This is a genomic window from Paraneptunicella aestuarii, from assembly GCF_019900845.1.
GTDB classification, from domain to species: Bacteria; Pseudomonadota; Gammaproteobacteria; order Enterobacterales; family Alteromonadaceae; genus Paraneptunicella; species Paraneptunicella aestuarii.
Window position 1 is genome coordinate 3,688,153 of the sequence record NZ_CP074570.1, and the last position, 12,613, is coordinate 3,700,765.

Consider the following 12,613-nt stretch of genomic DNA (forward strand, 5'->3'; position numbering starts at 1 on the left):
TCAATTATCAGTGATCATCCCGCTCCAACGGATCCCAAGATAGATAACCAGCCCGGCGATTGCGGTCAAACTCAGCGGATATAAGGGAGTATCCGCAAAAATCTCATGTGCGAGATAAAACAGATAGTAAATACCGCCCATCGCCCCCCACAATAAAAACACATTGCGTTTTATCCAGGTGCCAATAGCTAACAACGCTAAATTGAATGCAAAGAATAGCGACTGTTCCCAGAGCTTGTCTGGCACTTCAAGCATAATGCCGAGCCACACCAAAGAGACCCCGAGAATATAGAGCCAAAATGTAAAGTCTTTTCCCTCGACAACCTGTTGCCCCATCACTTTCTTTTCTACCAACAGAGCCAAGAATGTAATCACACCACCAGAGATGGCAATAACCCAATGCCATGTTTCAAAATATTCATCATAGCCCAACCAGACATAAGGAAATTCGATAAGCAAATAGGCCAAGCACAGCGACACGGGCATCATCAAAAACGGGACTTGCAGCCACTTGAGCACACATAATGCACCCACAAACGTGGCAAAAGCAAAAGACCAACAAAAGGTGCGGAGCAATAATTCATTACTTGCCGTATCTTCTGGCCACCAGCCCATCGCCAATGCAATGCCGTAGCACAATAAGGGAATGACAAACACCAAAAAGGTGGCACTGATCCCAAGCAAATGAGACTGCTGCTGACGCTGAAAATATTGAATAACAAAAACCGCTACGCAAACATAAGCAACACAAATACCGATAATGCCCCAGCCACCCAACGCATCTTCACTGATGGACAACAAAAAAACCAAAGCAACGTAAGCGATAACACCACCGACGTTATATAAAACACTGGGGACGGATATGGATGAATGAGCAGCTGAGGAGTTTTCAGCCCTAGCCAACTCCATCAGTTGCTCATATTGAACTTGCGTGATGATACCGCTATCAACCGCTTTTTTTAATTGTTCCGGGCTTAGATTATTCATTAGGGCGTCTTGTTCTTTTGCTATTGATTACTGCTATCAATCACAGCATGACGCAACTCAACTTCGATCTTGTCAAAATCCAGTGGTGCATCGGTGATCACTTCAATACGACTGTCCATCGCTTCATCCAAAGAGGAAACACTTAACACACCATCGGCTTTATTAAAGACAAAAATGCCATTCTGAGTGATAAAAATGGCCTTCAAACGTTCAACTTCGACACCAGAAAGCAAAGGGAAAAGGCGATTAAAATCAAAGACTAATTCTGGTTCAAAACGCGCCCCTTTGGTTTCAAAACCTGGTGCAGGCTTGGGCAAATCAAAAAAGCCATGAAACTGCATGGAAGGCTTTTCGCTTCCGCCATTCTGAACTTCCGTATTTGAACTGTGCTCATTAAAAAAACCAGAAGACTCATTCAGCCAATGCCAATCCAGTTGCCCCTGAACCACGGGCTCTACAGGCACACTAGATTTGCCCATCTTATCGAGAAAGGCTTGCAGGTTTTCCAGTTCATTGCCTTCATACAAGTCAGATTTAGAAGCAATAATTCGGTCAGCAACAGAGATTTGCTGCCGGAAAATATCATGGTTTCGATAACGCTCATCGGTTACTTTGCGAGCATCCACCAGCGTTAACGTAGCGCGCAAATCAATGATGCTGCGATAATAGTCTGTGTCGAATGTGGCTAGCACCTCTTTAGGATGCCCTAAACCCGTAGGCTCAATAAGCAGACGATCAGGTTTTGCTTCACTCAACAACAAATTCAGCGCCACTTGCATCGGCAAACCCGACACACAACACATGCAACCACCCGGCACTTCCTTAATAAAGACCCCTTGATCCGTTCCTGACGCACCAGAAAACATACTGCCATCCACGCCTATCTCACCAAATTCATTGACCAATACCGCCCAGCGCTCAGAATCGGGCTTGTGCTTGAGTAAATGCTGAATCGCGGTGGTTTTACCTACACCTAAAAAACCGGTAATAACATTAGTGGGAACGGGATGATCGATAACAGAACTCAAAATAGGTCACTCTCAATAAGGAAATTCAGGCAATGAAAAACCGTCGTCAATGCCACGGCTGCCAACAATATTGTTACATTATAACAATATAGAAAATGCTTCAATGATACGCTGAAAACAGGCGTTATTTTTTGGATCGAGCAAACAGTACAAAAGGCAAGGCAAGAGGCCCAAACAACAACGCCATCATTATCCAGAACCTGACATCGGCATGTCGTCGCTTGGCTATCCAGTATGTACAACCGATACTCAACAGGGTTAATAGAAGCAACATTATAATCGACATGCACGACTCCTTTTATATTCAGCTATATTCAACGATCATCAACTCAAACTTTAGAACTCGACTGTAACAGAGAATGCAGGTTTAGCTGTTAAATCCTTGCATTAAGTTGTTACAGCCCATTTGCTGCTCACATGATTGTGATCAAGCTCTAATAATTCGACATAATTAAAAGTAGTTCAGATAACAAATTATATTCATCTCTGGCTTTACTAATCAGGGATTCAAGTTCCGATTTAGGCAGCCAGTCACCCTCTTTCACCACGCCGTTCAATTCGGATAACGCATTCACATCGTCAAGAGGGTTTTGCTGAACCACAATCAAATCCGCTTTTTTACCCGGTTCAATGCTTCCCATCGTAGCGCTCTTACCTAATGCCTTGGCTGCGCCAAGCGTGGCGGCATAGACAACGCTTGTGGCTGGCACACCGGCGTCTTGCATCAAACTCATTTCCTTCAAGGTTGCCAAACCATGTGGTGCTAACAGCACGCCAGAATCCGAACCTACCAGTAAAGGCACTCCCGCTTGATACAACTGCCGAGTTATGTTCTGCAAATACGCCAACTCGTGCTCATTAAATCGAGCTTGTTCTTCACTGCTTTGCAACCACCTCTGAACCTGATTATGCGATTCTTCCCAAGCAATAATGGGTGACACATAACCCTCGGGCAATCCAGACACAAAGCGCTGCTTTTGCACACTAATTTGAGTCAGTTGCCAGAAAATGCTCAAGGTTGGGGTCACAGGAACATTCAGCTCAACCAGTTTCTGAATCACTGCTTGTAAAGCCTTATCATCCTGCTTGAAGTTTAACGGCCCCTGAAAGATATCTTCCATATGCTCCAATGACTGCATATCTTGGAGTAAATCCCACTCAGCGCCCCTTGGCGGGTGAGGAGCATGTTTCGCAACCGGCATCGCAAGCTCATTGGCAATTTTAACCACAGCTTGCAAATTCTCGGCAGACAAACCGCCATAGGCTTTGATCAGATCAAAACCTTGCGCTTTGGCAAGTTCCACAAAGGCTTTAGCTTGCTCGGGAGAAGAAACACCCCACGTCATAGGCCGAGCCGGGTTTTCCGGAGAATCTTGCTCCATAATAGGGCTGCTCACCGTCATATCACTGCCTAGCCAAAGATTCTTTTGTAGTTCGTCACGCCATTGTAGATGCTGCTCAACGCCATTCATCACTCGCACATGAGTCACCCCATGAGCCAAAGCCAGCGCCAACGCATTGCGGGAATAAGGGTGAACATGCATATCAATAAGTCCAGGCAGCACATAGGCTCCTTTCACATCAATAATTCGAACCATCTGCTGACTAAGTTTATAAGACATGGCCTGCACGTCTGCGATTTTGCCATTATGAATTAACAAGCGTTGTGAAGGGGTTACTTTGCCAGAAACAACATCAACTACATTGGCGTTTTCCAGTGCTAACCACTTTATCGACGACTGTTCAAAACTGTTTTCAAGCACGTAGTCATTTAGCTGAGGATAAAAGCCCTGACACCCCATAACGAATAACAGTATTCCGAACCCACACGCCCTTACTATTCCCCAAAAACATCGAAACATAGCCAATTCTCCAATAGACCTTAATCAACCGATTAGCCTAAGGAGATTTAGCAAAGATGCGTCCTCGATCACGATTCTGAACGTTTTTTCTATTGATGAAGCATTATGTGTGCGCTCTTTTGTAAGCGCTCGGGGTCATTCCAGTCAGGGATTTAAAGGCATGATTAAAGGTCGATTTAGAGGTAAAGCCGGCATCCATCGCCAGGTCTAATAACTTCCGCTCACTACCCTGCTGTAATTGCTGACATACAGAGTCGATGCGTAAGCCATTAATATAATCATTAAAATTGTGCTGTTGCGACAAATTCACCGCTCTGGAAATATCCCGCGTTGATATTCCAGACAACTCAGACAGTTTCAGCAAGGTCAGCCTTGGCATAAAGTGCCATTCATTATCCAGAATTTGCTGTTGTAGCTGCTCAAAGACGGTTTGATAGAAAGCCAAATTCTCTTCATCATTAATGCTGTCCAACGGTGATTCATCCCGTTTGCTTTCACTTTCTTGTTCATTTAAAGAATTCGTAGAGGACTGTTTCCGATAATTTATATCCAATTGCTTTGCATCGCTCACAAGATCGGATTCACTACGCAAACTGAACAACTCCCGATTAACAATCAACTGCTGCAACACAATTCCGGTAAACAACACAGCCGCAACCGTGCTAATTCCCTGTCCCATCACATTTAATTCGTGCCCTAGTAACGGCTGAATATTTAAGCGAACATGGTTCAGTAAGCTAATGAATGTAAAAATCACCACCAGCCACACTAACCAACCCAAAGACAGCTCTTCAGCATCAGAACGTTGTCGCAACAAGGCCAGATGAAATGCACGCAGATGACGCAGGGATAAAAAAGCATAGGTCAGTCGCGACAAGGTTCCTGCCGCAATCACCATTTGAGGATCATAAGTAAAAGGCAAAGCCAGAAACATCGGCACAAAATGCAACCAATCGGTTGAATGCAAGCGCCCGCCCGCGTTCTCTTGAACCGCAAGATAAATAGCAGGCCCAAACCCAAGCACAAACACCGGCGTTACCAAATACCAACCTCGAGTAATGTTCAGCTCTTCAAGCAAGTTAAACAATGAGCTCAATGCAACCAGCAGCAGCAATACAGAATAACGTCGAAACTGGGGATTGTGAGCAAAAACAGCCAGCCCAAACAACGACAAAGTCAGCAAACTTACCTGCAAGAAATTAACAAAACTGATTGTGAGCACATTGACCTCTGTTGGTTTAGGAGAAGTGAACGATGAGTAATTCTGCCAAAAAAGTTAAATAACCGATTTCTATCCCGATTCGAGGTTAAATATTCAAATCTAACCAGGCAATTTATAGCAGCCCCCCTGATATAAAAAGCCTTTTTAACCAAGCAGTGGAACCATTGATGCCTCAACATGGTCAGTTTTGAGTAAACATCCAAATTCACAGCCTAAAAAATCAGCAACCTTCATCGACTTTAACGCTCGGCTTCTGTATAGTGCGCGCCAATTTGGTTGGTCAGGTAAACACCGCTTCAACTTGTGTAAACAATCCTCTTAAATTCAGGAAGTATCCCTTTTGATTACCATTGCAAACATCACCATGCAATTTGGCGCACAGCCTTTATTTGAAAACATTTCGGCTAAATTTGGTAATGGAAACCGCTATGGCCTGATTGGCGCAAATGGCTGCGGCAAATCAACACTCATGAAAATTCTTAGTAGTGATCTTGCCCCCTCTGCCGGGAATGTTTCGCTTGCACCCGGCACTAAATTAGGTGTGTTAAGCCAAAACCAATTTGCCTTCGAGGATTACAGCGTAGTGGATACCGTCATCATGGGTGACACTAAACTATGGGAAATCAAACAAGAGCGTGATCGCATTTATTCGTTACCCGAAATGTCCGAAGAAGATGGCATGAAAGTGGCGGAACTGGAAACCGAATTTGCTGAAATGGACGGTTACACCGCAGAATCGCGTGCGGGCGATATTTTGCTGGAAGCGGGCATTGCCGAAGAATTTCACTTCGGTTTAATGAGCCAGGTCGCGCCGGGCTGGAAAGTACGAGTGTTATTAGCTCAAGCGCTATTTTCTGAACCCGATATTTTATTGCTGGACGAACCCACCAACAACCTGGATATCCACTCAATTGACTGGCTTATCAACGTGCTAAAGCAACGCAAAAGCACCATGATTATCATTTCCCATGATCGTTATTTCTTGAATTCTATCTGTACCCATATGGCAGATATTGATTACGGTGAATTACGTATTTACCCGGGAAATTATGATGCATTCCAAGCAGCAGCAGCCTTGGTTCAAGAGCAGCTTCATCATGAGAACTCAAAGAAAAGTGCAGAAATCGAAGAATTACAAGCCTTCGTCAGCCGATTTTCGGCCAATGCCTCAAAAGCCAAACAAGCAACATCACGAGCTAAAAGGCTAGAAAAAATCGAATTGGCAGAAGTCAAAGCCTCTAGTCGCCGTTCCCCTTACATCGCCTTCAAACAGCACAAAAAGTTGCACAGACAAGTCCTTATTTTGGAAGAACTCGGTCACGGTTTTGATGAAGGTCCATTATTCCAAAAGGGTAACCTCATTTTAGAAGCGGGCGCCAGAATGGCAGTAATAGGTGAAAATGGAGCTGGCAAAACCACCTTTTTAAAATGTTTGATGAACGAAATTCAAGCCAATCACGGTACGATAAAATGGTCAGAAAACGCAGTGATTGGATATTGTCCTCAGGACAGCTCCAAGGATTTTGATTGTGACCTCACTCTGTTTGACTGGTTAAGCCAATGGAGAACAGAAAAGCACGACGATCTGATCGTCAAAGCCATGTTAGGCCGACTGCTGTTCACCGCCGATGACTTCAACAAGAAAGTAAAAGTCTGCTCAGGTGGAGAGAAAAACCGCCTGTTATTCGGCAAGTTGATGATGATGGATATCAATGTATTAGTGATGGACGAACCGACCAACCACATGGACATGGAATCCATTGAATCCTTAAACAAAGCATTAAAAGCATTTGATGGAACACTGATTTTCGTTAGTCACGACACGCAATTTGTGTCATCGCTTGCAACCCATGTTATTGAAATAAAAGATCAAAGCATGGACATATTCCACGGCACTTATGATGAGTATCAAGCTTCGCAACAGAAGAAAATTCAAGCGGCTTAATTCACCAATAAGGCTAAAAGCCCAAGCCTGAACTGTCAGACTTGGGCGCTATTCAAACTCGCATTACCAGTTAATTCCTATCGCCAAGCGCAGATCGCCTTCACCACTGTTTGAGAAACGGTGAATCTTGAAGTCATAATCCCCGGATGTCGCAGGCGTGAACTCAACCACTTCAAAAGCATTGTTCACAGAATACGAACCGGTAATCAGGTTGCCATTGGGATCGTACACTTTCAGGTCTAAATCCATGTTGGGCTTCTTATTGTCATAGGCATATTGCCCGGGAACCAACCAGGAAATAACAGCTCGAACAGGCACACCAGCGGAAAGATAACGTGTTTTGATGATTTCATTATTGGCATCAAAGTGAGCACCATTAGCGCCTTCCCACCACTCTGAATTCCACGAGTAATAAGCATCATAAAAATCAACCGCACCCACTCCATCTTTTTCACTCAGACTGGTCGCCCCTTCAATATTCTTGCGAGAAGACGCCAACATCACACTTTTTAACGCCTGAGGATGGTTTTTAAAATAGTCATAGGCTCCTAGCAAATCGGCAGCAAATGCCGCCGCGTTAGGGCTCGCATAACTGGTTCCAGACCCGGAACCCGCCGCACCTGTATCAATGCTGGTTCCAGGAGCTACAATCTCTGGCTTCTCAGCATTGGTATCAGGATCGGTAAAGGAAGACGATGCGCTCATAGTGTCGGTCGCGTCATCGTAATTTCCCACTGTCATCACATTGAAAGCCTTCCCGGGAGAAGTCACATTGCCGTCACTCGTGCCCCGGTTTCCCGCCGATTTAAAATTTAATACCTTGTCGTTGTAGGCAAAATTGTCAAAATCTCGATCCAGTGAACCATAGGTAGTGCTAGAGCCTGAACCCCAAGAGTGATTGGTAATATAAATCGCAGGATTATAACTACTAAAATTCACAGAATGATTAGAGCCACAATACAAATGAGCCTTGGGGGAGCCTTTTTGCAGAATAACCCCGACTCGATTTCCATGCCCTGAAGTGCCATGAGATCCAATCTCGGTATAAAGCGAAGTATTGAGATATTGCGTATCCGGGCAAGCCGTACCATTAGCCTCTCTCATGTAAATACCAATGCCATCACCTTGCCTTGTTGCATAAGGAAACGCATATTGGGTCAACTTCATTTCCGCATGTGCACCGTCAAGCTCGCTCTCTTCGGCTTCCACCAGCTCGACACCCGCAATCAACTCTGGATGCTTCTTAGCCAAATTTTCCATCTTATTCAAAAATGAAGGTAATTCATTCATCTGCACAGATCGTTGAATGGAACTAGCGCTAGCATTAACCTCCAAAGAAGCCATTTGCTTAACATCCCAACCTGCCAGCTCAAGGAATCGCTGTTTCTGCGCTCGGTTTTTCGCAGCCCTTTGCTCAAAGCGAGCCGACAAATCCACCTGTTCATTAAGGTTCATCACACTTAGCGAATCAGGATGCACCTCCAATCCATTACGCGTTGACAGTGAAGCTTTACCATTCAACACCTCAAGCTCACCACTCGCCGTTGGCGTGCCAGTCTCAATGTCTTCCCTTAGCACAATTCGAACATCAACACTTATACCTTGATCCTGCTCAGCCATTCCCGCCTGAGAGCTCGCAGAATATTGGCTTAGGACTTTTTGCAAACCCGCCCCAACTAGAGGACGAACATAGTCGGGAACAGAAGCCACTTGACGCCCGTTCTCGTCAAAGTTCATCAACGTAACGCTGCCATCCCGACCGATGATTTTAGCTTGAGTGTATTCCTGTCCATTACGCTTAATTTTCTCTTGAGCAACCACTTTCTGCTCACTGGATAAGTGAGAATTAAGAAAGTCTTGAGCAGCAAAAGTTGTTGAGGACGCCAATAAAGCGGCAATGGAAGATAAAGTGAAAGCAATTTTAGTATTTTTCATTTTCATTCCTGAATGGAAGTCGATAGATATCAAGCACGTAAACCCCATACGCTTGAATTTACCCACGCCCAGAACCAGTAAACGCCACTATAAATACGGTGACACAGTTCCAAGGCGCAAGCGTTATGCCCTACGACAAAAAATAAGCTGCCATCACATTTCAGAGCAGGATTTTTAAAGGCATGTAAAAGGGCAAAACTGAAAATTGGATTTTTTATTTACCCTTAAAGACGTTGATACATTCAACCGGGATTGGTGTCAAGGAGAGCCAATTTTTAGGGAGTGGTTTGCAGGGATAAATAGAGCTGACTCTTATTATTCCCTGAATCGTCAATATTTTATGGAAGTATACAGAGCCACAAAATCCAACATTGACATCACAGACCGATATTTAACTAAATTCATACCACCGTTGGAGTTATAAAAATTGACATTTTTGGGTTATCAGGATTTTCTTTAACAGACGGGTGGTTCAGCAATCCATTCAACAGGAGATATCAGTGATTGAATTCTAAAGAACTAATAAAAGAATCGGAAAAGGATGGCTGGGAATGCATTCGAGTGAAAGGTTCACACCACCAATTCAAGCATAAGATCAAGCCGGGAATAATTACGCTTCCCAACCCCAAAAAGGGTCTGGGGAAAGGCTTAGTAAATAATATTGGGGATTAGTGTTTGTGCTCAGTGCTTTGATGTTATCGAGCCGCTGTTTCTTATAGCTTGGTGTCGATTCACGGTATAGAACTTAGAGTGGAAATTCTCTCTTTCACGCACCTAAAGGCTCGTTTGTAACAACTTAATATTTCTATGTATTTGATAGTAAAGATATAAATAGAACACTTGCCGGATTTACAGAGACCTCTGTAAATTACAATTCTCGCTTTCACCAAAATAACCAACTCAATTAAGGGTAGATTTTTCGGCTATTTCACTGTTAAAATTAAGGAATGTTTACGAAGTGGTGAGATTGGAGCATGACTAATGCTCGTTATTACCGAGAATTCGCAGTAATACACTGTTATGCGAAAAAATAGGAGTTCAGCTTCGATGATAATAAGTGTTTTCTTGAGCCATAATCACGCAGACAAGGAATTTGTTCGAAAATTGGCTAGAGATTTAGGAAATCACAACATTAAATGCTGGCTTGATGAAGCGGAAATGAAAATTGGGGATTCTCTGATCCAGAAAATTAGAGATGGAATAGATACTGTCGATTATTTTGCTGTAATTTTATCCCCAAACTCAGTAAACGCGCCGTGGGTGGTAAATGAACTGGATGTGGCAATGAACCATCAGATAAGTGGGAAATCCATCAAAGTTCTTCCGATCATGCTTAAGGAATGCGATCCGCCAGGTTTTTTGGTTGGTAAACTTTATGGCGATTTCAAGGATGAGAGCAAATATATAGAGTCATTTAAAAAACTATTAAACTCTATCGGCGTAGTTTTTAATAAAAACGCGATGAGCGATGACTATTTCCCAAATAATTTAGGGACTGCCGTCGACAAGGCTGCATCTTATAATTTGCCACTAATGAGTGCTCCATTTCATCGCCCTGTAGTGGTCAACTATTCCCGGACAGTAAATTAAGTTTTTCTTCAGCTAATGCTGGTGCAATCATCCCATTGTGACTATGTGGTCGCTGATGGTTATAGTAGTCCATCAGGTAGTAGCTAATGTCTCGCTCTGCTTGCAGATATGACTGATAGCCAGTTGATGGTATCCATTCCGTTTTCAAACTTCTAAACACACGTTCCATTGGGCTGTTATCCCAACAATTCCCTCGACGGCTCATGCTTTGTTTCATACGATAGCGCCACAGCCTTTGACGAAATTTAAGTGCACCATATTGACTCCCTTGATCTGAATGAAACAAGACATTCTTCGGCCTACCTCTTTGCTCGTAAGCTCTGTCCAGGGCTTTAATAACCAATGCGGTATCAGGATGTTCAGATAACGCCCAACCAACCACTCTGCGAGCATATAAATCCAGAATGACGGCAAGATATATCCATTTATTGCCAGACCAGATGTAAGTAATATCGCCGCACACACCTGATCCGGCTCTTCAACATTAAATTCACGAGCCAACAGGTTCGGAATATCCGGCCTCTCAACCAATGCTACTTTATATGAGTGGCTTCCAGGCTGGGTACTGACCAACGCCATATCTTGCATAATACGGCGGACTTTAAACCTGCCGACGACGATGCCATTTCCGTTCAACATGGCGACTAATGTGCGACTCCCGGCAGACTGGCGACTAAGATTGAAAAATTCATGGAGCATTGCTCTTAACACCAACTCATCACGTTTAATTGACTTGTCTCGCTCACGGTAATCGTAATAACTTGAGCGCGGTACGCTAAATGCGTCGCAAAGTACCTCAATGCTTTCATGCTCTCTTAATTGGTCAATCAGCGCGTATTGCTCCATTCGTCTGACATTAAGAGAGCCGTAGCCTTTTTTAATATGGATTTCTCTCTTTCCAGGCGGTTAATTCGTGCTTCAAGCTCCTGGATCTTTCTATGTTCAGCAGACAGAGCCTTGTTTTCTGGAGTAAACCCACCTCGTTCTTTTTTCAATTGCTCAACCCAGCGACGCATCGCCGTTTCACCAACATCCAGAGCTCGGCAAGCTTCTGGAATTGAATAACCCTGATCAAGAACAAGGCTTGCTGCTTCCAATTTAAATTCTTGAGTAAAAGTTCGACGTTGTTTTGACATTAGACACCTTTCTATTGAGTGGTAAGAATACCACCTAAATTGGTGTCCGGGATTATTAGACCACTACACCCATTTCAATATATAGGCATGAACATAGATAGGGCAGAAAAGGCGGTCGGAGTCAAAGCGAATGATGTTGGTAACATCATAGTTGAGAGCGACGAATGCCATATGCTTTTGGAGGCAGAAGGCAATTTTATAAGTTATGTTGATATAGAGCTGAAAAGAACAGCTCCACATAAGCAGGATCAGGAGTTTGATTCTGAATCAATACTTGGAGCATTGAGTATAAGCTTGTCGGAGCTTGAGTTCATAAGAAAGAAAACGCACTACCATACCTACTATGATCATCGTAGAAGATTGAAAGTTGGAGTTTCCTGTCAATATGATGGAGCACCAATTTCTGTAGGCTTTAGTTCAAAATACTACGGCCAGTAGTGCCAACTACGCATAACAAGCCAATGCACGCGGAGCCAGCTACGTTGCGCAAAATGTGTGGTGTCGCTTCGCTCTTTTACCACAAATTTTGCTCCACTACGCCGGCCCGGTGATTGGGGCGTCAGGAGACAGAAATGTCAGACAGCATAGATGACTTCTTAAACGGAATGATGGAGCTTAAGGACGATGATCAGCTTTATAGCTCCTACAAGAATGCCACTTGGTAAGCCTTTAGGCGATGGTGTCCATCGAAGACGAGGTATGCACCACCATGATGAATCACTCTGGTTGGTTCTATCTCCTGCCCTGCCTCTAAGCTGGTGGCTATGCGATCAACCATAACTTCAAGCCTTATGTTTTGACTTCCTTTTGCCCTCCTTGAAGCATGGCGTCTGTACGAACTTGAAGACGTGGATCTGTGGAGATCTCGGAAAGTGGAAGGTGAATCTTAATGGTCTGTTGTTCTCTCA

At 43.9% G+C, this 12,613-nt stretch carries 10 protein-coding genes and 1 pseudogene; 4 read left to right on the forward strand and 7 right to left on the reverse strand.

The features are described from left to right. The 5 genes from KIH87_RS14070 to KIH87_RS14090 all read right to left on the reverse strand — a co-directional run bounded on the left by KIH87_RS14070 (nt 1) and on the right by KIH87_RS14090 (nt 5,099). Nucleotides 1-987, reverse strand: a complete 987-nt coding sequence (locus KIH87_RS14070) for a DUF2339 domain-containing protein (RefSeq protein WP_232358494.1) — start codon at nt 985-987, stop codon at nt 1-3. 20 nt (nt 988-1,007) lie between these two features. After that, entirely contained in the window at nt 1,008-2,015 is a 1,008-nt protein-coding gene (locus KIH87_RS14075; RefSeq protein WP_232358495.1) for a CobW family GTP-binding protein, read from the reverse strand. Nucleotides 2,016-2,139: 124 nt separating this feature from the next. Beyond that, nucleotides 2,140-2,301, reverse strand: coding sequence for a hypothetical protein (locus tag KIH87_RS14080; RefSeq protein WP_232358496.1), 162 nt, complete (start codon nt 2,299-2,301; stop codon nt 2,140-2,142). Nucleotides 2,302-2,449: 148 nt separating this feature from the next. Beyond that, complete coding sequence (locus KIH87_RS14085) at nt 2,450-3,877, reverse strand: amidohydrolase family protein (RefSeq protein ID WP_232358497.1); 1,428 nt, start codon at nt 3,875-3,877, stop codon at nt 2,450-2,452. 103 nt (nt 3,878-3,980) lie between these two features. Beyond that, a complete protein-coding gene (locus KIH87_RS14090; RefSeq protein WP_232358498.1) occupies nt 3,981-5,099 on the reverse strand; it encodes an AraC family transcriptional regulator in 1,119 nt (372 codons plus the stop codon). Between the two features lie 340 nt (nt 5,100-5,439). Between KIH87_RS14090 and KIH87_RS14095 the strand changes: the two genes are divergently transcribed. Continuing rightward, complete coding sequence (locus tag KIH87_RS14095) at nt 5,440-7,044, forward strand: ABC-F family ATPase (protein WP_232358499.1); 1,605 nt, start codon at nt 5,440-5,442, stop codon at nt 7,042-7,044. Nucleotides 7,045-7,107: 63 nt separating this feature from the next. Here KIH87_RS14095 and KIH87_RS14100 read toward each other — a convergent pair whose 3' ends face one another. Continuing rightward, the gene (locus KIH87_RS14100; RefSeq protein WP_232358500.1) at nt 7,108-8,979 is read right to left on the reverse strand and encodes a S8 family serine peptidase; all 1,872 of its coding nucleotides are present in this window, start codon (nt 8,977-8,979) and stop codon (nt 7,108-7,110) included. A 561-nt stretch (nt 8,980-9,540) separates the two neighbouring features. Between KIH87_RS14100 and KIH87_RS14105 the strand changes: the two genes are divergently transcribed. Beyond that, a complete protein-coding gene (locus tag KIH87_RS14105; protein ID WP_232361492.1) occupies nt 9,541-9,651 on the forward strand; it encodes a type II toxin-antitoxin system HicA family toxin in 111 nt (36 codons plus the stop codon). Nucleotides 9,652-10,026: 375 nt separating this feature from the next. Continuing rightward, nucleotides 10,027-10,569 carry a toll/interleukin-1 receptor domain-containing protein gene (locus tag KIH87_RS14110; protein ID WP_232358501.1) on the forward strand — a complete coding sequence of 181 codons (543 nt, stop codon included), beginning with the start codon at nt 10,027-10,029 and terminating at the stop codon, nt 10,567-10,569. On the opposite strand, the pseudogene KIH87_RS14115 reads toward KIH87_RS14110, so the two are convergent. Next, nucleotides 10,544-11,705 (reverse strand): annotated as a pseudogene (locus KIH87_RS14115) (IS3 family transposase). The gene KIH87_RS14110 and the pseudogene KIH87_RS14115 overlap by 26 nt on opposite strands. An 87-nt stretch (nt 11,706-11,792) precedes the next feature. Between KIH87_RS14115 and KIH87_RS14120 the strand changes: the two are divergent. Next, nucleotides 11,793-12,143, forward strand: a complete 351-nt coding sequence (locus KIH87_RS14120) for a hypothetical protein (RefSeq protein ID WP_232358502.1) — start codon at nt 11,793-11,795, stop codon at nt 12,141-12,143. Nucleotides 12,144-12,613: the final 470 nt, after the last annotated feature.